The 23,664-nt window shown below is 71.8% G+C and carries 18 protein-coding genes; 13 read left to right on the plus strand and 5 right to left on the minus strand.

Translation table 11 applies throughout. The features are described from left to right. Positions 1-5: 5 nt before the first annotated feature. Positions 6-2,855: a tetratricopeptide repeat protein gene (locus E5083_RS04800; RefSeq protein ID WP_135784285.1), complete on the minus strand. Its 2,850-nt coding sequence runs from the start codon at positions 2,853-2,855 to the stop codon at positions 6-8. Then, on the minus strand, positions 2,852-4,669 hold the full coding sequence (locus E5083_RS04805) for an HSP90 family protein (RefSeq protein ID WP_135784429.1): 1,818 nt from the start codon (positions 4,667-4,669) through the stop codon (positions 2,852-2,854). The genes E5083_RS04800 and E5083_RS04805 overlap by 4 nt, the downstream gene beginning before the upstream one ends. A gap of 196 nt (positions 4,670-4,865) precedes the next feature. Here E5083_RS04805 and recG point away from each other — a divergent pair, with 196 nt between their 5' ends. From recG to mutM, 8 genes are all read left to right on the plus strand, one after another. Further along, positions 4,866-7,067 carry an ATP-dependent DNA helicase RecG gene (recG, locus tag E5083_RS04810; protein ID WP_135784286.1) on the plus strand — a complete coding sequence of 734 codons (2,202 nt, stop codon included), beginning with the start codon at positions 4,866-4,868 and terminating at the stop codon, positions 7,065-7,067. 132 nt (positions 7,068-7,199) lie between these two features. Then, positions 7,200-7,787 (plus strand): 16S rRNA (guanine(966)-N(2))-methyltransferase RsmD, encoded by a 588-nt coding sequence (gene rsmD, locus E5083_RS04815; RefSeq protein ID WP_135784287.1) that lies wholly within the window; start codon positions 7,200-7,202, stop codon positions 7,785-7,787. 26 nt (positions 7,788-7,813) lie between these two features. Then, entirely contained in the window at positions 7,814-8,293 is a 480-nt protein-coding gene (gene coaD / locus E5083_RS04820; protein ID WP_030808495.1) for a pantetheine-phosphate adenylyltransferase, read from the plus strand. A 129-nt stretch (positions 8,294-8,422) separates the two neighbouring features. Beyond that, positions 8,423-9,514, plus strand: a complete 1,092-nt coding sequence (locus E5083_RS04825; RefSeq protein WP_135784430.1) for a cell division initiation protein — start codon at positions 8,423-8,425, stop codon at positions 9,512-9,514. 134 nt (positions 9,515-9,648) lie between these two features. Further along, positions 9,649-10,302, plus strand: coding sequence for a YceD family protein (locus E5083_RS04830; protein ID WP_086695411.1), 654 nt, complete (start codon positions 9,649-9,651; stop codon positions 10,300-10,302). Positions 10,303-10,304: 2 nt separating this feature from the next. Beyond that, complete coding sequence (gene rpmF / locus E5083_RS04835; RefSeq protein WP_003951102.1) at positions 10,305-10,478, plus strand: 50S ribosomal protein L32; 174 nt, start codon at positions 10,305-10,307, stop codon at positions 10,476-10,478. 7 nt (positions 10,479-10,485) lie between these two features. Continuing rightward, the gene (rnc, locus tag E5083_RS04840) at positions 10,486-11,334 is read left to right on the plus strand and encodes a ribonuclease III (RefSeq protein ID WP_208753964.1); all 849 of its coding nucleotides are present in this window, start codon (positions 10,486-10,488) and stop codon (positions 11,332-11,334) included. Positions 11,335-11,416: 82 nt separating this feature from the next. Next, positions 11,417-12,277 (plus strand): bifunctional DNA-formamidopyrimidine glycosylase/DNA-(apurinic or apyrimidinic site) lyase, encoded by an 861-nt coding sequence (gene mutM / locus E5083_RS04845; RefSeq protein ID WP_135784289.1) that lies wholly within the window; start codon positions 11,417-11,419, stop codon positions 12,275-12,277. On the opposite strand, the gene E5083_RS04850 is transcribed toward mutM, so the two are convergent. Both E5083_RS04850 and E5083_RS04855 read right to left on the minus strand, forming a co-directional pair. Further along, the gene (locus E5083_RS04850; protein WP_135784290.1) at positions 12,250-12,651 is read right to left on the minus strand and encodes a winged helix-turn-helix transcriptional regulator; all 402 of its coding nucleotides are present in this window, start codon (positions 12,649-12,651) and stop codon (positions 12,250-12,252) included. The two genes, mutM and E5083_RS04850, sit on opposite strands and share 28 nt — an antisense overlap. Before the next feature lie 67 nt (positions 12,652-12,718). Beyond that, a complete protein-coding gene (locus tag E5083_RS04855; protein WP_135784291.1) occupies positions 12,719-13,750 on the minus strand; it encodes a CAP domain-containing protein in 1,032 nt (343 codons plus the stop codon). A gap of 179 nt (positions 13,751-13,929) precedes the next feature. Here E5083_RS04855 and E5083_RS04860 point away from each other — a divergent pair, with 179 nt between their 5' ends. From E5083_RS04860 to E5083_RS04880, 4 genes are all read left to right on the plus strand, one after another. Further along, positions 13,930-14,211 (plus strand): acylphosphatase, encoded by a 282-nt coding sequence (locus tag E5083_RS04860; RefSeq protein ID WP_086694401.1) that lies wholly within the window; start codon positions 13,930-13,932, stop codon positions 14,209-14,211. Between the two features lie 381 nt (positions 14,212-14,592). Continuing rightward, positions 14,593-14,796 (plus strand): hypothetical protein, encoded by a 204-nt coding sequence (locus E5083_RS04870; RefSeq protein ID WP_030808525.1) that lies wholly within the window; start codon positions 14,593-14,595, stop codon positions 14,794-14,796. 221 nt (positions 14,797-15,017) lie between these two features. After that, a complete protein-coding gene (smc, locus tag E5083_RS04875) occupies positions 15,018-18,590 on the plus strand; it encodes a chromosome segregation protein SMC (protein WP_135784292.1) in 3,573 nt (1,190 codons plus the stop codon). Positions 18,591-18,816: 226 nt separating this feature from the next. Then, on the plus strand, positions 18,817-20,235 hold the full coding sequence (locus E5083_RS04880; RefSeq protein ID WP_135784293.1) for a sugar porter family MFS transporter: 1,419 nt from the start codon (positions 18,817-18,819) through the stop codon (positions 20,233-20,235). Between the two features lie 536 nt (positions 20,236-20,771). Here the strand turns inward: E5083_RS04880 and E5083_RS04885 are convergent. After that, positions 20,772-22,229 (minus strand): cytosine permease, encoded by a 1,458-nt coding sequence (locus tag E5083_RS04885; RefSeq protein ID WP_135784294.1) that lies wholly within the window; start codon positions 22,227-22,229, stop codon positions 20,772-20,774. A gap of 180 nt (positions 22,230-22,409) precedes the next feature. Between E5083_RS04885 and ftsY the strand changes: the two genes are divergently transcribed. After that, on the plus strand, positions 22,410-23,624 hold the full coding sequence (gene ftsY, locus E5083_RS04890) for a signal recognition particle-docking protein FtsY (RefSeq protein ID WP_135784295.1): 1,215 nt from the start codon (positions 22,410-22,412) through the stop codon (positions 23,622-23,624). Positions 23,625-23,664 lie beyond the last annotated feature (40 nt).

Consider the following 23,664-nt stretch of genomic DNA (forward strand, 5'->3'; position numbering starts at 1 on the left):
CGGAGTCACTCCTCGTCCAGCAGGCGGGACGCCGTCTCGCGCCGGAGGCGGACCGTTTCGTCGGTGGCGTCGGCGTCCTCGTAGGCCGCGAGTACGGCACGCGCGCGTGCGCTCGCCCCGGCCGTCCGGCCCAGCTCGGCCTCCAGCGCGGCGGCGGCCAGTTCGGCGCCGGTGCGGCCGTGCAGGCCGTCCGTGCCGAGGTGGGCGAACAGCGCGGCCGATCGCTCCAGCTCCGCCAGCGCCTCCTCGCGCTCCCCTGCCACCGAGGCCAGCAGCTCCCCGAACTGGCGGTGCGTGTGCGCGAGTTCGGTGGTCAGCCGGGCCTCCTCCAGCGGGTCGTCCGCCTCCGCCAGCGCCTCCCCGCACACCCGCACCGCCCGCGCCATCAGCTCCCGCGCCCCCGGCACTCCCGCGTCCAGCCGGGGCGCCAGCCAGGCGCGGGCCCGCAGGGCGCGCACGGTGAAGTACGGGTTGCCCAGCGCCTCCCACAGCTCACCCGCCCGTACGTACGCCCGGTCCGCCTCCGCCGGGAGGTCCGCCTCGGCCAGGGACTCGCCGGCCAGGTGGGCCAGCGTCGCGTGGTCCTGCTGCTCCGGCCAGTGCTCGGCGATGCCGGCCGCCAGCAGCCGGTGCTCGGCCGCCTGACGGTGCTCGCCCAGCTCGCTCAGGCAGTCCCCGAGCCACCAGCGGGTCTGCACCAGCGCGCCGTCCCCGTGCACCTCGGCCGACAGCTCGGCGAGCGCCGACTCCAGCACCTCGGCCGCCTCCGTCCAGCGCCCCTGGCGCAGCAGCAGGCCGCCCAGCAGATGCCGGCCCCAGGCGCCGAAGGTGCCGCTCTCGCCCGCCTCGTCCGCCCAGTGCGCGGCCTGGAGGGCATGCCCGGCGGCCTCCTCGGTGCCGCCCCGCGCCCCGATCAGCTCGGCGAGCTGGAGGTGGAGCTGGGCCCGCCCGGTCGGCTCCAGATACGCCCCGCCGTGCTCCAGCGCCGACCGCAGCGCCCGCTCGGCCTCGGCCGGCTCCCCGAGGTGCTGGGACAGCGCGCCCACCCGCGCCTCGTACTCCACGGCGAACCAGGGCAGCCCGGCGCCGGTGTACTCGGCAGCCGCCCGCCGGAACAGGTCGGCCGCGCGGGGCAGGTCCCCGCCCAGCTCGGCCAGTTCCGCCAGCATGGCCCGCGCCTCGGCCCCGCGCGCCACCAGCCGTACGTCGTCCCCGGTGCGGCCGCCGACGAACGCCAGCACCTCCCGCGCGGCCCGCTCCGCCTCCCCGGCGGGGGCGCCCTCGTGGACGCACCGCATGAGTACGCGGGCCCGGCTGATCAGCACCCCCGCCGTCTGCCGGGGGCCGGTCACCCCCTCCGCGTACAGCGCGAGCACCTCGTCGTACAGGCCGTCGACCGTCTTGCGCGCGGGCTCCGTGTCGCCGGTCAGGGCGCGTACGTACGCTCCACGCGCGCGTGCCGCGAGGGCCTCGCCGGGGTCGTCCGCCTCCGCGTAGAGGGCGGCGGCCTCCTCGAAGTGCGGGATGCCGTCGGCGCCCTGGACCATCGCCTCGTTGTCGGCCAGCTCGGCACGCGCGCGTGCGTCGAGTCCGGCGCCGTCGGCGGCCCGCGCGAGGGCGGCCCATGCCTGCGGGGCGTCCGGCTGGAGGGTCTCCGAGAGTTGCCGCGCCCGCGCCAGCAGCTCGGGCACCCCCGGCTCCTCCTCCGGGACCTCCTCGTCGGCCGGCGGGGGCGGCGCCGGAGTCGTCCGTACGCCCAGCGGGAGGCGCTCCACCAGCGGCTTCGCCGCCATCGTGGCGCGGGTCAGGTCACCGATGTGCGAGCTGCCGTTGCGCGCGTCGAACCGCGCGGCCAGCTCCAGCGCCTCCCCGCGCGCGTGGACGGCCAGCTCCCGCGCGGTCCACGTCCGCCCGGCCGGGCCCGGCACCTCCCGGGCGCCCTGCCCGAGCGCGGTCAGCCGGTCCATCAGCAGCGTCACCACGGCCAGGAACTCCAGCAGGCTGCGCGGATGCCCGGTGTCCGTGAAGTACGCGGGCCGCTCCGCCAGCAGCTCCAGAGCGCGCCCCTCGTTCCCGCTGAGCGCGCAGAACTCCACATGGGCGGCGTACGCGTCCCGCATGCTCTCCATCGGCCGCACCAGCCTGATGCCCCGCAGATGATGGGCGCGCGCCTCCTCCACCCGGCCAAGCCGCAGCAGCGGAACCAGTGAGCGGGCCAGCACGCCGTGCGGCTCGTGCGCACAGGCGAACTCGCCCTCCAGCACCGGCGCCCACAGCTCCAGCGCCTCCGCGTCCCGGCCCTGCCGGGCCTGCCAGCCGCCCTGCCCGCGCAGCTCGCAGGCGTGGCAGTCGGCCATGTCGTCCCGGTCGGCGGCCAGCCACGCCGTGTACGCCCGCTCGGCCCGCGCCCGGTCCCCGATGTGCGAGGCGATGCCGAACTCGGCCGCGCGTACGGCCCGTTCGGAGTACCCGGCGAGCCGGTAGCGGCGCTCCATCTCGCCGAGCCAGTTCTCCACCGACGCCAGCGGGATGTGCGGCTGGCCCAGCATGCCTGCGGTCATCCACTTGAACGTCCAGTGCAGCGCGTGCGCCTCGTACGCGTCGAAGTCCTCCGGCCGCTCGTCCCACATCCGCAGCAGCCGCGCGAACGGGACGAACACCCGGTCCTTCTCCGAGCTGTAGCTGTAGACCTTCACCTGATGGCCGAGCGCCTCGATCACCGCGAGCGGGATGTCCAACTTCTCGGCCTCGGCGAGGAGTTCCTCCGCACGCGCGTTGCGTGCCGGGCCCTCCGGCCGCTCTCCGTTCTCCGCCATGGCCTGGCGCAGCGCCTCGAAGTCCATGATCCGGCTCATCGTCCCTCGTCCTCCTTGAGCGTCGCCCGGTCCAGCAGTCCGGCGAACGCCCGGTTCACCAACGCTGAGTCGGCCGGCCGCAGCGGGCGGTGCGCCAGCAGCAGCGCCTGCCCGTACAGCGCCTCGGCCGCCGTGCCCGTCAGCTCCGGGTCGGTCAGCGAACCGACGCGCCGGATCAGCGGGTTGAGATGGTTCAGCACCAGCCGGGCGCGTGGCGCGGTGCCGCGCAGCGAGCCCAGGATGCCCGCCCACAGATCGTCCGCCCGCTCCTCCGCCTCCGCCCGCGCCCGCTCGTGCCGCGCCGACCGGTCGTCCAGATGCAGCGCGGGCACCGACACCGGGTGGAACGCCCGCAGCACCACGTCACAGTCCAGCGGATCGAGCCTGGCCCGCGCGGACGCCAGGAAGCCGGACAGCGCCAGCTCCGCCGCCGGGTCCACCGAGTCCAGATGCGCGGTCACCGTGTCCGCGTCCAGCTCCGCGACCACCGTGCCCGGCCGCACCGACGGCAGCGCCTCCACCAGCTCCGCGTCGTAGGTGTAACCCCCGTTCACCACCCCGACACCCTGCGCGGCCGCGATCGGCGCGACCTGGCGGAACTCCTCGACGCTCCGGGTGAAGTGCACCACCGGGTGCCGCCGCGCGAACTCCGCCAGCGACAGCTCCCCGTCGCTGGTCTCGAACGGCAGCCAGGGCAGCATGACCTTCAGCATCTCGCCGTCGTGCCGGGCCAGCGCCCGCACCCCGAGGTGGTGCACGGCCAGGAACGCCGACAGCCGCTCCGGGTCACCCGCCGCGAGCCCCGTCAGCCAGTCCCGCACCCGCTCGCCCAGCGCCTCGCGCACCCCGGCCAGCGTCTCGTCCTCGTACAGCGCCTCGCGCGACGCGGTGGGCCGCAGCGTGTCCGTGTCCAGCACACAGCGGACGAAGAACGCCCAGTCCGGCAGGAGCTGTTCGGCGCGCTCGGTGAGCAGCATGCCCTTCAGATGCACCCGGTGCGTGGCCCGCTGCGCCGGGCTCACCGCCGAGGGGAGGACGTACGCCACTCCGCGCACCCCGGCCAGCGGCACGTCCAGCGTGATCGCGTCCAGCGGGGTGAAGCCGAACAGCTCCCGGCAGTGCGCCTCCAGCGCCGCCCGCCGCTCCACCGGGCTCGGCCAGGGGCGGTCCCAGGGCGCCGGGAGATCGGTGACCCGCTCGTCGTCCACGCGTACGTCGTATGGCAGCAGCGAGCCGAAGTCCCGCGCCAGGGTGCGCACCCGCGCGGGCGCCAGCCACTCGCCGGCACCCGGCCGCGCCACCAGGTGCACGGTCGTGCCCGGTTCCGGGTGCGCCGAGTCGGGCAGGGTGCGCACGGTGTACGAGCCGTCGTCGGCGGCCGTCCACTCCACCGGCGGCGCGCCGGGCGTACGAGCGCTGCGGCTGACCACGCGGATGCGCTCGGCGACCACGAAACAGGCCAGCAGACCGATGCCGAACCGGCCGAGGAACCCGGATCGGGTCTCCTCCAGGCCCTCCGCCCGCTTCGAACTGCGGCCGATGGTCGCCAGCAGGGTGTGCACGTCCGACTCGGTGAGCCCGATCCCGCTGTCCTCCACCCGGAGCCCGCCCCGCCCGTCCGGGAACAGCCGCACCCGCGCCGGGGCGCCGGGCTCCTCCGCCCGCCGGGCGGTGACGGCGTCCACGGCGTTCTGCAGCAGCTCGCGCAGGTAGACCTTGGGACTGGAGTACAGGTGCTGGGAGAGCAGGTCCACCAGACCACGCAGGTCGACCTGGAAGGTGTGCGGGGATGACTGAGGGTTCTGGGAGTCCATCGTCACGGCGCCGGCGGGAGGGGGCTTCGCGCGGCGCGGGGTCGGGCGGTCGGGGTGCTGTGGGGGCGGTGACCGCGGGGGATGGCCGGAGGCGCGTCATCCTAGGCGCGAAGGGCCGAGCTGACCAGGTACTTCGGGGATCTCGCGCGGACCGGGCGGAGTCACCTGTACGGCGATGTCGGTGGTGTGGTGTGCAATGGATCTCGTGCCCGCACTGCGAGAACCCCTGAAGAAGGTGCTCGGTCCCGCCACCGCGAAGGTGATGGCCGAGAACCTCGGCCTGCACACCGTCGGCGACCTCCTGCACCACTACCCCCGCAGATACGAGGAGCGCGGCCAGCTCACCCACCTCGCCGACCTCCCCATGGACGAGCACGTCACCGTGGTCGCCCAGGTCGCCGACGCCCGGCTGCACAGCTTCGCCTCCTCGCGCGCCCCGCGCGGCAAGGGCCAGCGGCTGGAGGTCACCATCACCGACGGCAGCGGCCGCCTCCAACTGGTCTTCTTCGGCAACGGCGTGCACAAGCCGCACAAGGAACTGCTGCCCGGCACCCGCGCGATGTTCTCCGGCAAGGTCTCCGTCTTCAACCGCCGCCTCCAACTCGCGCACCCCGCGTACGAATTGCTGGACAAGGACGCGGAGGACGGCGACGAGGCGGTGGAGAGCTGGGCCGGCTCCCTCATCCCGATCTACCCCGCCACCGCCAAGCTGGAGTCCTGGAAGATCGGCAAGGCGGTACAGACCGTGCTGCCCAGCGTCCAGGAGGCCGTCGACCCGCTCCCCGGGTCCCTGCGCGAGGGGCGCGGCCTGGTCGAGCTGCCCGAGGCCCTGGTCAAGATCCACCGCCCCGCCACCAAGGCCGACATCGCCGACGCCCGCGCCCGCCTCAAGTGGGACGAGGCGTTCGTCCTCCAGGTCGCCCTCGCCCGCCGCCGCTACGCCGACACCCAGCTCCCCGCCGTCCCCCGCCGCCCCCTGGCCGACGGCCTCCTCACCGCCTTCGACGCCCGCCTCCCCTTCACCCTCACCGAAGGCCAGCAGCGCGTCTCCGCCGAGATCTTCAATGACCTCGCCACCTCCCACCCGATGCACCGGCTGTTGCAGGGAGAGGTGGGCTCGGGCAAGACAATGGTGGCCCTCCGCGCCATGCTCGCCGTGGTCGACGCCGGCGGGCAGGCGGCGATGCTCGCGCCCACCGAGGTGCTCGCTCAGCAGCACCACCGGTCCATCACCGAGATGATGGGGGAGCTGGCCGAGGGGGGCATGCTGGGCGGGTCGGAGCACGGGACCAAGGTGGTGCTGCTGACCGGGTCGATGGGGGCGGCCGCGCGCAGGCAGGCGCTGCTGGACATCGTCACCGGTGAGGCGGGGATCGTCATCGGCACCCACGCGCTCATCGAGGACAAGGTCCAGTTCCACGACCTCGGCCTGGTCGTCGTGGACGAACAGCACCGCTTCGGCGTCGAGCAGCGCGACGCCCTGCGCGGCAAGGGCAAACAGCCCCCGCACCTCCTCGTCATGACGGCCACCCCGATCCCGCGCACGGTCGCGATGACGGTCTTCGGCGACCTGGAGACCTCGGTCCTGGACCAGCTTCCGGCGGGCCGCTCCCCGATCGCCACCCATGTCGTCCCGGCCGCCGACAAGCCCCACTTCCTCGCCCGCGCCTGGGAACGCGTCCGCGAGGAGGCCGAGAACGGCCACCAGGCGTACGTGGTCTGCCCCCGCATCGGCGACGAGGACGAGAGCGCCGCCGAGAAGAAGGCCACCGAGGGCGACAAGCGACCCCCGCTCGCCGTCCTCGACATCGCCGACCAGCTCGCCCGCGGTCCGCTCCAGGGCCTCAGGGTCGAGGTGCTGCACGGCAGGATGCACCCCGACGACAAGGACGCCGTGATGCGCCGCTTCGCCGCCGGGGAGACGGACGTCCTGGTCGCCACCACGGTCATCGAGGTCGGCGTCAACGTCCCCAACGCCACCGCGATGGTCATCATGGACGCCGACCGCTTCGGCGTCTCCCAGCTCCACCAGCTCCGCGGCCGCGTCGGCCGAGGCTCGGCCCCCGGCCTCTGCCTCCTGGTCAGCGAGATGCCCGAGGCCAGCCCCGCCCGCCAGCGCCTCAACGCCGTCGCCTCCACCCTCGACGGCTTCGAACTCTCCCGCATCGACCTCGAACAACGCCGCGAGGGCGACGTCCTCGGCCAGGCCCAGTCCGGCGCCCGCACCAGCCTCCGCGTCCTGGAGGTCATCGAGGACGAGGAAATCATCACGGAGGCAAGAGAAGAAGCGACAGCGCTGGTAGAGGCAGACCCGGAGCTGGAGCGCCTACCCGGCCTACGCACAGCCCTGCAGGCCCTCTTGGACGAGGAAAGAGAGCAGTACCTGGAAAAGGGCTGAGCTGGATTTCCGTTAAGGGGCGCGGGGAACTGCGCGATCGACCACAGCGCACCCGCACCCGCCACCGCACCACAAGAACCCCCCACCACCTGCGAAAATAGAAGAACGCCCCCGCAGAAGAAGGACCCTCACATGACCCGCGTGATCGCCGGCACCGCAGGCGGACGCCGCCTGGCCGTCCCGCCAGGGACCGGCACCCGCCCCACATCAGACCGCGCACGCGAAGCCCTCTTCTCCACCTGGCAATCCCTCCTCGGCACCCCCCTCAACGGCGAACGAGTCCTCGACCTCTACGCCGGCTCCGGCGCGGTCGGCCTGGAGGCACTGAGCCGCGGCGCGGCCCACACCCTCCTCGTGGAGGCAGACGCCCGCGCCGCGAAAACCGTCCGCGACAACGTCCGATCCCTGGGCCTCCCCGGCGCCGAAGTCCGGGCGGGCAAAGCGGAACAAGTCATCCGTACCGCACCCCCCGCCGCCCCCTACGACCTGGCCTTCCTCGACCCCCCGTACGCCGTCTCGGACGACGATCTCCGCGAGATCCTCCTCACACTCCGCTCCGGGGGCTGGCTGACCGCCGAAGCCCTCGTCACCGTGGAGCGAAGCACCAGAGGGGGCGAATTCCACTGGCCGGAGGGGTTCGAGCCGATCCGGTCCCGTCGCTACGGCGAGGGAACGTTTTGGTACGGTCGCGCCGCCTCACCGTGCGAAGACGCACGATGACCGGACCCGAGAGCGAGGGATCTCCCGTGCGCCGCGCCGTCTGTCCCGGATCGTTCGACCCGATCACCAACGGACATCTCGACATCATCGCCCGCGCCTCCCGCCTGTACGACGAGGTGTTCGTCGCGGTGATGATCAACACCTCCAAGAAGGGCCTGTTCGACGTGGACGAGCGGATCGGCCTGATCCGCGAGGTCACCGCCGAGTACGCCAACGTCCGCGTCGAGGCCCATCACGGCCTCCTCGTTGACTTCTGCAAGGACCGCGACATCCCCGCCATCGTCAAGGGCCTGCGCGCGGTGAGCGACTTCGACTATGAGCTGCAGATGGCCCAGATGAACAACGGCCTCACCGGCGTGGAGACGCTGTTCGTGCCGACCAACCCCACCTACAGCTTCCTCTCCTCCTCGCTGGTCAAGGAGGTCGCGGCCTGGGGCGGCGACGTCTCCCACCTGGTGCCCCCGCAGGTGCTCGCGGCGCTCGGCGACCGGCTCCGGAAGGACTGAGCCACGGGGACGCGACCGAGGAGGCGACCGGGCGAGGTGACAACACGTCACCCGGTGTCGGACGGCCGCCCCATGGCCGTACAGTCGTCCCGTCCGTCTCCAACACAGCAGTAGAGAGTGGCGAGCCAGGTGGACGTCCAGAACAAGCTCGACGAGATCGTCTCGGCGGTCTCCGGTGCCCGGTCCATGCCCATGTCGGCCTCCTGCGTGGTCAACCGCGCGGAACTGCTCGCGCTGCTCGAAGAGGTCCGCCAGGCGCTGCCCGGCTCCCTCGAACAGGCCCAGGAGCTGATCGGGGGCCGCGAGCAGATGGTCGAGCAGGCCCGCCAGGAGGCCGAGCGGATCATCGAGACCGCGCACGCCGAGCGCGGCAGCCTGATCGCCGGCACCGAGGTCGCCCGCCACTCCCAGGCCGAGGCCGACCGCATCCTGGCCGAGGCCCGCGCCGAGGCCGAGCAGGTCCGCGCGGACGCCGACGACTACGTCGACTCCAAGCTCGCCAACTTCGAGGTCGTCCTCACCAAGACCCTCGGCTCGGTCGGCCGCGGCCGCGAGAAGCTGCTCGGCACCGGCCCCGGCCTGGACGAGCACGGCTACGAGGACGAGGAGGCCCCCGAGCGCAGCCAGGACCCGGAGACCCTGCGCCACGACGCGGACGCCTACGTCGACGTCAAGCTCGGTGCCTTCGAGGCGGTGCTCGCCAAGACCCTGGAGGCCGTCCACCGCGGCCGGCAGAAGCTGCACGGCCGGATCGCCACCGACGACCTCGGCGCCCTCGCGGACGACACCACGACCTTCCAGCACTCCAGCGACGCCGACTACCTGGCCGACCTCGCCGCCCTCGCCGACACCCCGCCCGCCCCGGCCCAGCGCGCCCCGGCCCCGGCCCAGGAACCGGTGTACGAGCCGCAGGAGACGTACGGCTACCAGCAGCCCGACGCCTACCCGGCGGCCTACCCCGCGCAGCCCGGCTACGCCCCGCAGGAGGCGTACGGCTACCAGCAGGACCCGTACGCGGCCCCCAACGGCTACGCCCCGCAGGCCGACGGCGCCTTCCACGGCTACGACGCCCAGCAGGCGCCGTACGACCCGAACCAGCAGCAAGGCCAGCAGCAGGGGCAGGCGCAGCAGGACTACGCCCTGGACGAGACCAGCCTCTTCGACACCGGCATGATCAGCGCGGAGCAGCTCCGGGCGTACGAGCAGGGACGCGGGCTGTAGTCGCGCGGGGACCCGATTGGGCCCTGAGCGAAAGGTCCAGTATCCTGGCTGTTCGGTCGCGTGTATCCCCGCGATCCGCGCTGCCCGGAAGAACCGTCGGGCCGCGTCCCTCCTAGCTCGGACCGAAAGCAGGAATGGCTTCCAACGCACGCCTCGACCACCGCAACCCCCTCGTGATCGACACCCACGAGCTGGGCCGGCGGCCTGGTGCGATGCAGCGCCTGACCCGCGAGGTCGACGCCCCCCGGGACCTCGGTATCGAGGGCGTCGTCGGAGTGCCGGAAGGCGCCCCGCTCGAGCTGGACCTCCGTCTGGAGTCGGTCATGGAAGGGGTGCTTGTCACAGGCACCGCCCGTGCATCGGCCAAGGGGGAGTGCGTAAGGTGTCTGGAGCCGGTCGGGCTGGAGCTCGAAGCGGACTTCCAGGAAATGTTCTCGTACCCTGACGCCGACGACCGTGGCCGCGTGATCGCGGAACCGGGCGACGACGCCGAGGACGACGAGGACAGGCAGTACATCGAGGACGGCTTGATCGACCTCGAACCTCTGCTGCGGGATGCGGTGGTGCTCGCACTGCCGATGCAGCCGGTGTGCCAGGACGACTGTCAGGGTCTATGTTCCGAATGCGGAGCGCGGCTCACGGACGACCCGGACCACCACCACGACGCCGTCGACATCCGTTGGGCGGCATTGCAGGGACTCGCCGACACCATGTCGGACGGCGAGAAGGACGAGATGAGCGGCGACGTGCCTCGATCAGCACGTGCCGACGAGAAGCAGGAGAAGTAGCCGTGGCTGTTCCGAAGCGGAAGATGTCGCGCAGCAACACGCGCCACCGCCGGTCGCAGTGGAAGGCTGCGGTCCCCACCCTGGTTGCGTGCGAGCGCTGCCACGAGCCCAAGCAGCAGCACATCGCGTGCCCGTCTTGCGGCACCTACAACAAGCGCCAGGTCCTCGAGGTCTGAGCGGCCGGTGAGAGGCACTGTGTCCACTGCCAAGAAGGTGGAAGACGCCGAAGCCAACGCTTCCCGCCGACGCGGGAACGGCAAGGCGGAGAACATGGCCTCGTCCCACACGCTTCTGGAAGGGCGGCTCGGCTACCACGTCGAGTCCGCCCTTCTGGTGCGTGCGCTGACCCACCGTTCCTACGCGTACGAGAACGGCGGCCTGCCGACGAACGAGCGGCTGGAGTTCCTCGGGGACTCCGTGCTCGGTCTCGTCGTCACGGACACGCTGTACCGCATCCACCCCGACCTGCCCGAAGGCCAATTGGCCAAGTTGCGGGCCGCGGTGGTCAACTCGCGTGCGCTGGCGGAGGTCGGCCGTGGCCTCGACCTGGGTTCCTTCATCCGGCTCGGCCGTGGTGAAGAGGGCACTGGCGGCCGGGACAAGGCGTCCATCCTCGCCGACACCCTGGAAGCGGTGATCGGCGCGGTCTATCTCGATCAGGGCCTCGACGCGGCGTCCGAGCTGGTCCACCGGCTCTTCGACCCGCTGATCGAGAAGTCCTCGAACCTCGGAGCCGGCCTGGACTGGAAGACCAGTCTCCAGGAGCTCACCGCGATCGAGGGGCTCGGCGTGCCCGAGTACCTGGTCACGGAGACCGGTCCCGACCACGAGAAGACCTTCACTGCTGCTGCCCGCGTCGGGGGCGTCTCGTACGGCACCGGCACCGGCCGCAGCAAGAAGGAGGCGGAGCAGCAGGCCGCCGAGTCCGCCTGGCGGGCCATCAAGGCCGCCGCGGACGAGCGCGCCCGGACGGCGAAGGCCGTCGAGGCCGAGGCCGCCCCGGACGACACACCGTCGTCCGCCACCGCCTGACCAAGCACATCCCGAGCGCCCGCCCCCGTCCGTCGGGGGCGGGCGCTCGGTTCTTCCCAACGGTTTTCCACAGGGGGTTGCGATGCCCGAGTTGCCCGAGGTCGAGGTCGTCCGGCGGGGTCTTGAGCGGTGGGTCGGGGGGCGTACCGTCGCCGAGGCCGAGGTGCTGCATCCGCGGGCGGTGCGGCGGCATCTTGCGGGGGCCGACGACTTCGCGCACCGGCTGAAGGGGCACCGGTTCGGTACGCCCAGCCGACGCGGCAAGTACCTGTGGCTGCCGCTCGCGGACACCGGGCAGTCCGTTCTCGCCCACCTCGGGATGAGCGGCCAGTTGCTGGTGCAGCCGCACGCGGCGCCGGACGAGAAGCATCTGCGGGTACGGGTCCGGTTCGCCGACGAACTGGACACCGAGCTGCGCTTCGTGGACCAGCGCACCTTCGGCGGGCTCTCGCTGCACGACAACACCGCCGAGGGCCTGCCCGACGTGATCGCGCACATCGCCCGCGATCCGCTGGACCCGGTCTTCGACGACGAGGTGTTCCACCAAGCCCTGCGGCGCAAGCGCACCACGATCAAGCGGGCCCTGCTGGACCAGTCGCTGATCAGCGGCGTCGGCAACATCTACGCGGACGAGGCGCTGTGGCGCTCCCGCCTGCACTACGAACGCCCCACGGCCACCTTCACCCGCCCGGTCACCGCCGAACTCCTCGGCCACGTACGGGACGTGATGAACGCGGCCCTCGCGGTCGGCGGCACCAGCTTCGACAGCCTCTACGTCAACGTCAACGGCGAGTCCGGCTACTTCGACCGCTCCCTGGACGCCTACGGCCGCGAGGGCCTGCCCTGCCGCCGCTGCGGTATGCCGATGCTGCGGCGCCCGTGGATGAACCGGTCCAGCTACTTCTGCCCCAAGTGTCAGCGGGCGCCGCGCGTCTCGTCGTAGCGGGCGCGGGCGGTGAGGACCTCGTCCATGGCGCCCTCCACGCAGTGGATGAGGGCGAGCAGGCGCTCGGCGACCTTGCGGCCGAGGTCGGTGAGTTCGTAGTCCACGCGGGGCGGGTTGACCGGCTGTGCCTCCCGGTGCACCAGCCCGTCCCGCTCCAGTGCCTGGAGCGTCTGGGACAGCATCTTCTCGCTGACCCCGTCCACCCGCCGCCGCAACTCATTGAACCGCAACGACCCCTCGTACAACGCCCCCAGCGCCAGCCCACCCCACCGCCCGGTGACATGCTCCAAGGTCCCCCGCGACGGACAGGCCCGGGCGAACACATCGAAGGCACAGTCCTCGACCACCGGCTCCTGAATGCTCCCGCTCATGCCTTCAGAGTAGGTGAGGGGTGCGCTAACCGCCAGGTTGCACTAACCAATGGTTAGCGCCCGGTGTTCAGTAGCCGAAGTCCTGGGTCCACCAAGGGCCGCCCGCGGCCATGTGGACGCCTACGCCGAGGGTTTTGAAGTCGCAGTTGAGGATGTTGGCTCGGTGGCCGGGGCTGTTCATCCAGGCTTCCATGACGGCGGCGGCGTCGGACTGGCCGCGGGCTATGTTCTCGCCGCCGAGGCCCGTTATGCCGGCCTTCGCGGCGCGGTCCCAGGGGGTGGCGCCGTCGGGGTCGGTGTGGTCGAAGAAGTCGCGGGCGGCCATGTCGCCGCTGAACGCCTCGGCGAGCCCGGTGAGTGCCGAGTTCGCCGCGACCGGGGTGCAACCGACCTTCGCCCGCTCGACGTTGACCAGCCGCAGCACCTCCGCCTCGGCGGCCGCCTGCGCGGACACCGTGACCGGCGCCGAGGTCTCGGGGGCCTTCGGCTTCGGGGCCGGCGCCTTGGGCTGGGACTCGGTCGGCTTCGGGTCGGGCTTGGGGTCCGCGGCCGGCTTGGAGGGGGCCGGCTTGGCGGGCGCCGGGGCCTGCGAGGTGGGGGCCGACGCCGGGGCGGACGGGGCCGGGGACGCCGGGGCCGTGCTCTGCCGGCCGCCCGTGGCGGGGCTGCTCGGGGTGTCCGCGCTGCCGGAGGCACCGCCCTGCTCGCTGGCCGCGTTGCCGGGGGCGCCCACCGCCTGCACGGTCTCGCCGGGGCCGCTGCTGGTGCCGCCGCCGAGCCGGTAGTTCTGCAGACCGGGCACCGCGCCGGTGGCGACGGCCGCCGTGCCGAGGGCGACGGCGGCGGAGACGCCCAGCAGGCCCGTACGCACCGGGGTGGCGGCCTTCTTGGCGCGCCGGTGGCCGCGCTGCTTCGTGCCGACCGTCGCGGCGAAGTCGGCCTCCAGGGCCCGGCGCTCGTCGTCGGTGGCGTACAGATAGTCCGTGCTGCGGGCTGCGGTCGCCGCGTACGCCTGCGGCCGCTGGTACGACGCGGTGCCCCTGGGTTCGTACGACTCCGGCTCCGTGATCGTGGTGCCGGATCGTCGATGGCGTCCCATGCCCTGCCCCATTCCTCGTTCTCGCGGTCGGCCGACGCCGGGTTGCGGCGGATTCCCCCCGGCCGATCCAACTCACTCGATCGAGTGAGTTTCAGATGAGAGTCATTGGACCGGGACGGTACCGCATGCCACTGGGGCAGGGTGTGCCTCGCGGGACATCCGGCGGTTAGGTTGCAGCCATGAGTGAGGAAGTACGGCTGGTGGCCTGGGTGCGCGGACAGGTCCAGGGAGTGGGTTTCCGCTGGTTCACGCGTGCCAGGGCGCTGGAGATCGGCGGGCTGAGTGGTTTTGCTCTCAATCTGGCCGACGGACGGGTCCAAGTGGTCGCCGAGGGGCCCCGCGACGGCTGTGAGGGGCTGCTCGACTGGCTCCAGGGCGCCGACACGCCCGGACGGGTCGATGGTGTCACCGAGATCTGGGACACACCCCGCGGCGGATACGACGGCTTCGCCATCCGCTGACCCGGTACCCGCGAGACCCCTCCGGACCCCCTCCGCGAGGGTGCCGGACGGGGGTCCCCGGAGCGGAAAGAGGCTGGTGGTTGCCAAGAACGGCTCCACGTGGCAGGCTCCCGAGGTACACCTGATCGTCACGCCCCGAGGGCCCCGTACAAGCAGCAGCGCCGCCGTCCACCGGCCGCGCGCCGCGGGTTCGCCCCCCAATACGGGGTGTGATCGTGTTGACCGTCAAACTTTTTGGTGAGACGCTGAAAGCCCCGCGCATCTTGGCTGTTTGGCATGACGAACGGCAGTGCAACACCAGCGTGTGCCAGGCATGCCGGGTGCGAATCCCTCACGACCCAACCGCTTCGGTCGGTCACTCAGTGTGGAGGACCATCCATCATGGCAAAGGCGCTTCTCGGTTACGTCGGCGGCTCCGACCCGCGACTCCTCGCCGAGATGCGACGGCTCCAGCAGCGCGTACAGGATCTGGAATCCGAGCTGACTCGGATTCAGTCGGAGAACGACGCGCTGACGGCTGCCGCTTCTCAGGACAGGATCATGGAGAGCATCGACGCACACCAGGCGGAGCCTGCGCTCACCTGATCACTGCATCGCTCCACGACAGCAGTCGCTTCAAGCAGACCCGGACGGCGAGGCCCGCCTGTCCGAGTCCATAGGGACGCTTCGGCGTCCCTCAGTTCTTTCCCCCGCGCATCCTTTCAGCCTCTTCAACAAATGGTGTGCCCTTCGCGCACTTGGGCGAAACCGTGGGGTTGCGAGTGTTCATGGAGTGAGATACCGCCTGCCCGGTAAAGTCCGGATGCGTGCATCTCAAGGCCCTGACCCTCCGCGGCTTCAAGTCGTTCGCCTCCGCGACCACGCTCCGCTTCGAGCCGGGCATCACGTGCGTCGTCGGCCCGAACGGCTCGGGCAAGTCCAACGTCGTGGACGCGCTGAGCTGGGTCATGGGCGAGCAGGGCGCGAAGTCGCTGCGCGGCGGCAAGATGGAGGACGTCATCTTCGCCGGCACCACCGGCCGTCCGCCGCTGGGTCGCGCCGAGGTGTCCCTCACCATCGACAACTCCGACCGCGCGCTGCCCATCGAGTACGCCGAGGTCACCATCACGCGGACCATGTTCCGCAACGGCGGCAGCGAGTACCAGATCAACGGCGACACCTGCCGGCTGCTGGACATCCAGGAACTCCTCTCCGACTCCGGCATCGGCCGGGAGATGCACGTGATCGTCGGGCAGGGCCAGCTCGACTCGGTCCTGCACGCCGATCCCATGGGCCGGCGTGCCTTCATCGAGGAGGCCGCGGGCGTCCTGAAGCACCGCAAGCGCAAGGAGAAGGCGCTGCGGAAGCTGGACGCGATGAAGGCCAACCTCGCGCGCGTGCAGGACCTCACCGACGAACTCCGCCGCCAGCTCAAGCCGCTCGGCCGCCAGGCCGCTGTCGCCCGCCGCGCCGCCGTCATCCAGGCCGACCTGCGCGACGCCCGCCTCCGCCTCCTCGCCGACGACCTCGTACGGCTCCGCCAGGCCCTCGGCGCCGAGATCGCCGACGAGGCCGCGCTGAAGGAGCGCAAGGACACGGCCGAACGCGAACTGCGCCAGGCCCTCCAGCGCGAGGCCCAGTTGGAGGACGAGGTACGCCGGCTCGCGCCCCGCCTCCAGCGCGCCCAGCAGACCTTCTACGAGCTGTCCCAACTGGCCGAGCGGGTACGCGGCACCGTCTCCCTCGCCGAGGCCCGCGTGCGCAGCGCCACCTCCGCGCCCCCCGAGGAACGGCGCGGGCGTGACCCCGAGGACCTGGAGCGCGAGGCCGCCCGCGTCCGGGAGCAGGAGGCCGAGCTGGAAGCCGCCCTGGAGGCGGCCCGGCACGCCCTCGACGACACCGTCGCCCATCGCGCCGAACTGGAGAGCGCGCTCACCGCCGAGGAACGGCGCCTCAAGGACGTCGCGCGGGCCATCGCCGACCGTCGCGAGGGCCTCGCCCGGCTGTCCGGCCAGGTCGGCGCCGCCCGCTCCCGCGCCGCCTCCGCCCAGGCCGAGATCGACCGCCTCGCCGCCGGCCGCGACGAGGCCCAGGAACGCGCGGTCCGGGCCCAGGAGGAGTACGAGACCCTGAAGGCCGAGGTCGACGGGCTCGACGCGGACGACGCCGACCTCGCGGAACGGTACGAGGCGGCCAGGCTCCGGCTCGCCGAGGCGGAGGCCGCGCTCGGCGCCGCCCGCGACGCCGTCACCGGCGCCGAACGCGAACGGGCCGCGCTGCGCGCCCGCCACGACGCCCTCGCGCTTGGCCTGCGCCGCAAGGACGGCACCGGCGCCCTCCTCGCCGCCCGCGACCGCCTCACCGGCATCCTCGGCCCCACCGCCGAACTCCTCACCGTCACCCCCGGCCACGAAACGGCCCTCGCCGCAGCCCTGTCCACCTCCGCCGACGCCCTCGCCGTCACGACCCCCGCCGCAGCCGTCGAAGCCATCCGCCACCTCCACAAGGAGGAGGCGGGCCGGGCGTCGCTGCTGGTGGCGGGGGGTCCGGAGGAGAGCGGTCTGCGGCCGGGTGAAGGACATACCCCCGCCCCCGGAGGGCATCCCTTTGCCGCTGACCTCGTGCGGGGGCCCGGTGAGCTGGTGCCCGCCGTGCGGCGGCTGCTGCGGGGGATCGTTGTGGTGGGGACGTTGGAGGAGGCGGAGGCGGTTGTGTATGCGCGGCCTGAGTTGGTCGCCGTTACCGCCGAGGGGGACCTGCTCGGGGCCCACTTCGCGCAGGGTGGGTCGGCCGGGGCGCCGAGTCTGCTGGAGGTGCAGGCGGCTGTGGACGAGGCGGCCGGTGCGCTGGCGGAGCTGGCCGGGCGGTGCGAGGAGTTGGGGCGGGCGCAGGAGGAGGCGGCCGGGATGCGGGCCGAGGCCGTGGCGCTCGTGGATGAGCTGGGGGAGCGGCGGCGGGCCGCCGACCGGGAGAAGACGGACGTCGCCCAGCAGCTCGGCCGGCTCGCCGGGCAGGCGCGCGGGGCCGCGGGGGAGGCCGAGCGGTCGGCGGCGGCGGCCGCACGGGCGCAGGAGGCGCTGGAGCGGGCCGTCGCCGAGGCGGAGGAACTGGCCGAGCGGCTGGCCGCGGCCGAGGAGATGCCGGCCGAGGAGGAGCCCGACACCTCCGTACGCGACCGGCTCTCCGCCGACGGGGCCAACGCGCGGCAGACCGAGATGGAGGCGCGCCTGCAGGTCCGAACGCACGAGGAGCGGGTCAAGGGGCTCGCCGGGCGGGCCGACTCGCTGGACCGGGCCGCGCGCGCGGAGCGAGAGGCACGCGCGCGTGCGGAGCGGCGGCGGGCCCGGCTGCGCCACGAGGCGGCGGTCGCCGGTGCGGTCGCGGACGGCGCCCGGCAACTGCTGGCCCACATCGAGGTCTCCCTCGCCCGCTCCCAGCGCGAGCGCGACGCCGCCGAGGCCGCGAAGGCCGTACGCGAAAAGGAGTTGGCCGACGCGCGCGCTACGGGACGCGAACTCAAGGCGGAACTCGACAAGTTGACGGACTCGGTACACCGGGGCGAGGTGCTCGGCGCGGAGAAGCGGCTCAGGATCGAGCAGTTGGAGGCCAGGGCGCTGGACGAACTCGGGGTCGAGCCGGAGGGCCTCGTCGCGGAGTACGGCCCCCTCCAGCCGGTGCCGCCCTCGCTCCCGGCGGACGGCGAGGAGCTGCCGGAGGACCCCGAACACCCCCGTAACCAGCCGCGTCCCTTCCACCGCGCGGAGCAGGAGAAGCGGCTGAAGGCGGCCGAGCGGGCCTACCAGCAGCTCGGCAAGGTGAATCCGCTGGCGCTGGAGGAGTTTGCGGCGCTGGAAGAGCGGCACAAGTTCCTCAGTGAGCAACTGGAGGACCTGAAGAAGACGCGGACGGATCTGCTGAGGGTGGTGAAGGAGGTCGATGAACGGGTCGAGCAGGTCTTCACCGAGGCGTTCCGGGACACCGCCCGCGAGTTCGAGGGCGTCTTCTCCCGGCTCTTCCCCGGCGGCGAGGGCCGGCTGGTGCTGACCGACCCGGACGACATGCTGGCCACGGGCGTGGACGTGGAGGCGCGGCCGCCGGGGAAGAAGGTGAAGCGGCTGAGCCTGCTGTCCGGCGGGGAGCGGTCGCTGACGGCCGTCGCCCTGCTGGTGGCGATCTTCAAGGCCCGCCCCAGCCCGTTCTACGTCATGGACGAGGTCGAGGCGGCCCTGGACGACACCAACCTCCAGCGGCTGATCGGGATCATGCGGGAGCTGCAGGAGAGTTCGCAGCTCGTCGTGATCACGCACCAGAAGCGCACCATGGAGGTGGCCGACGCGTTGTACGGCGTCTCGATGCAGGGTGACGGTGTGTCGAAGGTCATCTCGCAGCGGCTGCGCTAGCCGGCGTTTCAAGATCGAATACGTGTGCGTTTACTTCTTGAACAACTTCGGCGCGCGCGTATCTCTTAAGTCACAGCCATCCAGGTATTGACTTCGAAACTTGAAGGCATAGTCTCTGCAACGTTGCTTTTACCTTCAGGTGTAAGTGGCGCCAAGTTGTGCGCCACTGGAACCTGGAAGGGCTCGCCCCCACCCGGCAGCGTTGCCGTGGCCCGAGGAGTTACACGTGACCAGCACAGCGCAGGCACCCCAGCCAGGAGCCCGTTCGGCTCATCCCGAACATCTCGGGCACGTCATCTTCATCGCGGCCGCCGCCGCGATGGGTGGTTTCCTGTTCGGCTACGACAGCTCCGTGATCAACGGCGCCGTCGAGGCCATCCGGGACCGGTACGACGTGGGCTCGGCCGCCCTCGCCCAGGTCATCGCCATCGCGCTGATCGGCTGCGCCATCGGCGCCGCCACCGCCGGCCGCATAGCCGACCGGATCGGCCGTATCCGCTGCATGCAGATCGCCGCCGTCCTCTTCACCATCAGCGCGGTGGGCTCCGCCCTTCCGTTCGCGCTGTGGGACCTCGCCTTCTGGCGCATCATCGGCGGTTTCGCCATCGGTATGGCCTCGGTCATCGGCCCGGCCTACATCGCCGAGGTCGCCCCGCCGGCGTACCGCGGCCGGCTCGGCTCCTTCCAGCAGGCCGCGATCGTTATCGGCATCGCCGTCTCCCAGCTCGTCAACTGGGGCCTGCTGAACGCCGCCGGCGGCGACCAGCGCGGCAAGCTGATGGGCCTCGAGGTCTGGCAGGTCATGCTGGGCGTCATGGTGATCCCGGCCGTCCTGTACGGCCTGCTCTCCTTCGCCATCCCCGAGTCCCCGCGCTTCCTGCTCTCCGTCGGCAAGCGTGAGCGCGCCCGCGAGATCCTGGCCGAGGTCGAGGGCAAGGGTGTCGACCTCGACGCGCGGGTCAACGAGATCGAGCACGCGATGAAGTCCGAGCACAAGTCGTCCTTCAAGGACCTGCTCGGCGGCAGCTTCTTCTTCAAGCCGATCGTCTGGGTCGGTATCGGCCTCTCGGTCTTCCAGCAGTTCGTCGGCATCAACGTCGCGTTCTACTACTCCTCGACGCTGTGGCAGTCGGTCGGTGTCGACCCGACGGACTCCTTCCTGTACTCCTTCACGACGTCGATCATCAACATCATCGGCACCGTGATCGCCATGATCTTCGTGGACCGGATCGGGCGTAAGCCGCTGGCCCTCATCGGCTCGGTCGGCATGGTCGTCGGTCTGGCGCTGGAAGCGTGGGCGTTCTCGTACCACCTCGTCGACGGCAAGCTGCCCGCGACGCAGGGCTGGGTCGCGCTCGTCGCCGCCCACCTCTTCGTCCTGTTCTTCGCGCTCTCCTGGGGCGTCGTGGTCTGGGTCTTCCTCGGCGAGATGTTCCCGAACCGGATTCGCGCCGCCGCGCTCGGTGTCGCCGCGTCCGCGCAGTGGATCGCCAACTGGGCCATCACCGCGAGCTTCCCGTCGCTGGCCGACTGGAACCTCTCCGGCACGTACGTGATCTACACGATCTTCGCCGCGCTCTCCATCCCCTTCGTCCTGAAGTTCGTCAAGGAGACGAAGGGCAAGACCCTGGAAGAGATGGGCTGACCGCCCCCCTGATCCGAGGAGAGGGGCCAAGTCCCCGCTGCCCCTCCCCTCGCACCTCCACCGCCCCCACCCCGGCCACTGCCGGGGGTGGGGGCGGTGTTGTTTATGGGGGGCGGGGGTTGCGGCGGCCGGAGTGGGGGCTGGTGCTCGATTGAGTGCCTGGGGGGTGTGTGACGGGAGGGTGTGAGCCGGCGCGCGGATGAGGAGCCGACGCCCGGAGTGTGGGCTGGGGCCAGTTGGAGGTCGGGGGTGCGGGACGGTGTTGGGGTGGGCCCAGTGGTGGGGTTGCCCCTTTGGCAGGGGGCTCGGGCCAGGCGTGCGGGCGGCGCCGGGGCGGCCGACGCGGCTGCAAGTGAGGATGCTCAGGGTGCGCGCGCTGCGCGCCGGGCTCGACATGCCGGCACCCAGCCCCAAGAGCGAGCTGGTCGAGACTCCCGCTGACGAACTTCCGGGAGTGCCACCCGTCAGGCCCGGCGGCCGCCGGAGCCAGGCACGCCGAAGGCCCCCTCAGCAGAGGGGGCCTTCGAGGGGTGGGGTCAGACCGTGGCCGGGATCGGGTCCTCGGCCGGAGCCGGAGCCGGGGCGGGGGTCGGGGGAGTGACTCGGGGCTTCGGGAGGGTCAGGTACAGCGCCGCCGAGATGACGATCGCCGCGATCCAGCCCAAGCCGTACTCGCCGATGGGGTTGTTCCTGGCGAGGGGGCCGGTGAACCAGTCCGACGTGGTGAAGAGGAGGCCGGAGACGAGGCCGATGGCCCAGGAGGACACCGCGGCGGGGGAGAAGCCCGCGCGGTACCAGTAGGCGCTGGTACGGGTCGTGTCGGCGAGGGCGCGGGCGTCGTACTCCTTGCGGCGGAGCATGTCCGCGCCGAAGACGCCGGTCCAGGCGGAGAAGGCGACCGCGAGCATGGAGAGGAAGGCGATGAAGGAGCCCATGAAGCTGGACGCCACCAGCATCAGCACCCCGCCCAGCGCCAGCGAGATCACCGCGTTGACGGAGACCGCCCAGTGGCGCGGAATCCGGAAGCCGAGGGTCTGCGCGGTGAAGCCGGCCGAGTACATCGACATCGAGTTGATCAGCAGCATGCCGACCACCGCGATCAGCAGATACGGCACCGCGATCCACAGCGGCAGGATCGTGCCGAGGAAGGACACCGGGTCGGACGCCGAGGCCAGGTCGGGGGTGCCCACCGCCATCACCGCGCCCATGAGGACCAGCGGCAGTACCACGATGCCCGCACCGCCGACGGTCTGCCCCACGATCGCCCGCGAGGACGCCGTACGCGGCAGATAGCGGGTGAAGTCCGGCGCGGACGGAATCCAGCTCACCCCGCCCGCGGCGATCATGCCGACTGCCGTGATCAGCGAGGCCGTCGACCCCGCGCCGCCGTGCATGACCCGTGCCCAGTCGGTGTGCACGGCGAGATACGCCAGCACCAGCACCGAGAAGACACCGAAGAGATACGTCGCGTACTTGCTGCACTTCTGCACCGCGTTGATCCCCAGCCCGGAGATCACGAACGTGGCGATCACGAACAGCAGCAGCGTGACCATGTCCAGCACACCGTTGGCCTTGATGCCGAGCGCGAGGTCCAGGATGGTGAGCAGCGCGTACGCGCCGGTCACCGCGTTGATCGTCTCCCAGCCCCAGCGCGCGACCCAGATCAGCGAACCGGGCAGCAGATTGCCGCGCTGGCCGAAGACCGCCCGCGACAGCGCCATCCCCGGCGCGGCACCCCGCTTGCCGGCGATCCCGATCAGCCCGACCAGGCCGTAGGAGACGACGGGTGCGACGGCCGCGACCACGAGGGCCTGCCAGAAGTTCAAGTGGTACGCCACGACCAGGCTCGCGCCCATCGTGAGCAGCAGCACGCTGATGTTGGCCCCCACCCAGGTGGGGAAGAGCCCGCGAGTGCGCGCGGTACGTTCGTGATCGGGGACCGGCTCGATGCCACGGGTTTCCAGCGCGCCCTCGCGCGCGGCCGTCTTGCTCATGGAGGGGGAGTGTCCTAGCGGTGGGGGACGAGGACGACGGGCTCGACGCGCGGAGCGGAGCCAAGAGTCATCGTAGTTTAATCCGACTCCACTACCCCTGTGGCATTTGTCTCCTGGAGGAAATGCCAGGAGCGCGGAAGCCCTTTCGTCGGATACCCCATGGCCGATACTGGTCGGGTTATGGAAACCATCATCCTTGCTGTAGTCATCGCCGTGGTCGTGCTCGGCGCGCTCGGCGGGCTCCTCATCACCAGCAGGCTCAAGAAGCCGCTGCCCCCGCCCCCGCCCTCCCCTCCTTCCAAGACCGACCTGACCGCGCCCCCGGCCGAACCGCACGTCGGTGACGAGGCCGAGACCCCGCGCGACGAACAACGCCGGACCATCGAGGAGGTGGACCTGCCGGGCGGCGGCGCCCCCACCACCGTCGAGGAGCCCCCCGCCGCCGAGAAGGCTCCCGAGATCGAGATCCCGGAGCCCAGCGCCGGACGTCTCATCCGGCTCCGCACCCGCCTCTCCCGCTCCCAGAACGCCCTCGGCAAGGGCCTGCTCACGCTGCTGTCGCGCGAGCACCTCGACGAGGACACCTGGGAGGAGATCGAGGACACCCTCCTCACCGCCGACGTCGGCGTCCAGCCCACCCAGGAACTGGTCGAGCGGCTGCGCGAGCGCGTCAAGGTGCTCGGCACCCGCACCCCCGAGGAACTGCGCGGCCTGCTCCGAGAGGAGCTGCTGAAGCTCGTCGGCACCGACATGGACCGCGAGGTCAAGACCGAGCCGGAGAGCCGCAAGCCCGGCATCGTGATGGTCGTCGGCGTCAACGGCACCGGCAAGACGACCACCACCGGCAAGCTCGCCCGCGTCCTGGTCGCCGACGGCCGCACCGTCGTCCTCGGCGCCGCCGACACCTTCCGCGCGGCCGCCGCCGACCAGCTCCAGACCTGGGGCGAGCGCGTCGGCGCCTACACCGTGCGCGGCCCGGAGGCCGGCGACCCCGCCTCCGTCGCCTTCGACTCGGTGAAGGAGGGCAAGGAGATGGGCGTCGACGTGGTGCTCATCGACACCGCCGGCCGTCTGCACACCAAGACCGGCCTCATGGACGAGCTGGGCAAGGTCAAGCGCGTCGTGGAGAAGCACGCCCCGCTGGACGAGGTGCTGCTCGTCCTCGACGCCACCACCGGCCAGAACGGCCTGGTGCAGGCCCGCGTCTTCTCCGAGGTCGTGGACATCACCGGCATCGTGCTCACCAAGCTCGACGGCACCGCCAAGGGCGGCATCGTCATCGCCGTGCAGAACGAGCTGGGCGTCCCGGTCAAGCTCATCGGCCTCGGTGAGGGCCCCGACGACCTGGCGCCGTTCGACCCGGAGGCGTTCGTCGACGCGCTCCTCGGTGACTGACCCCCGTCACCCCGCCCGCGACCACGCCGAAGCGCCCGCC

It is taken from the genome of Streptomyces bauhiniae, from assembly GCF_004784475.1.
In the GTDB taxonomy this organism is placed as follows: Bacteria; Actinomycetota; Actinomycetes; order Streptomycetales; family Streptomycetaceae; genus Streptomyces; species Streptomyces seoulensis.

Bases quoted from the DNA above. Each gene is read 5' to 3' on its own strand.
- E5083_RS04800 (WP_135784285.1), bottom strand. From the start codon at position 2,855: ATGAGCCGGATCATGGACTTCGAGGCGCTGCGCCAGGCCATGGCGGAG.
- E5083_RS04805 (WP_135784429.1), bottom strand. From the start codon at position 4,669: ATGGACTCCCAGAACCCTCAGTCATCCCCGCACACCTTCCAGGTCGAC.
- recG (WP_135784286.1), top strand. From the start codon at position 4,866: ATGGATCTCGTGCCCGCACTGCGAGAACCCCTGAAGAAGGTGCTCGGT.
- rsmD (WP_135784287.1), top strand. From the start codon at position 7,200: ATGACCCGCGTGATCGCCGGCACCGCAGGCGGACGCCGCCTGGCCGTC.
- E5083_RS04830 (WP_086695411.1), top strand. From the start codon at position 9,649: ATGGCTTCCAACGCACGCCTCGACCACCGCAACCCCCTCGTGATCGAC.
- mutM (WP_135784289.1), top strand. From the start codon at position 11,417: ATGCCCGAGTTGCCCGAGGTCGAGGTCGTCCGGCGGGGTCTTGAGCGG.
- E5083_RS04850 (WP_135784290.1), bottom strand. From the start codon at position 12,651: ATGAGCGGGAGCATTCAGGAGCCGGTGGTCGAGGACTGTGCCTTCGAT.
- E5083_RS04855 (WP_135784291.1), bottom strand. From the start codon at position 13,750: ATGGGACGCCATCGACGATCCGGCACCACGATCACGGAGCCGGAGTCG.
- E5083_RS04860 (WP_086694401.1), top strand. From the start codon at position 13,930: ATGAGTGAGGAAGTACGGCTGGTGGCCTGGGTGCGCGGACAGGTCCAG.
- E5083_RS04870 (WP_030808525.1), top strand. From the start codon at position 14,593: ATGGCAAAGGCGCTTCTCGGTTACGTCGGCGGCTCCGACCCGCGACTC.
- E5083_RS04885 (WP_135784294.1), bottom strand. From the start codon at position 22,229: ATGAGCAAGACGGCCGCGCGCGAGGGCGCGCTGGAAACCCGTGGCATC.
- ftsY (WP_135784295.1), top strand. From the start codon at position 22,410: ATGGAAACCATCATCCTTGCTGTAGTCATCGCCGTGGTCGTGCTCGGC.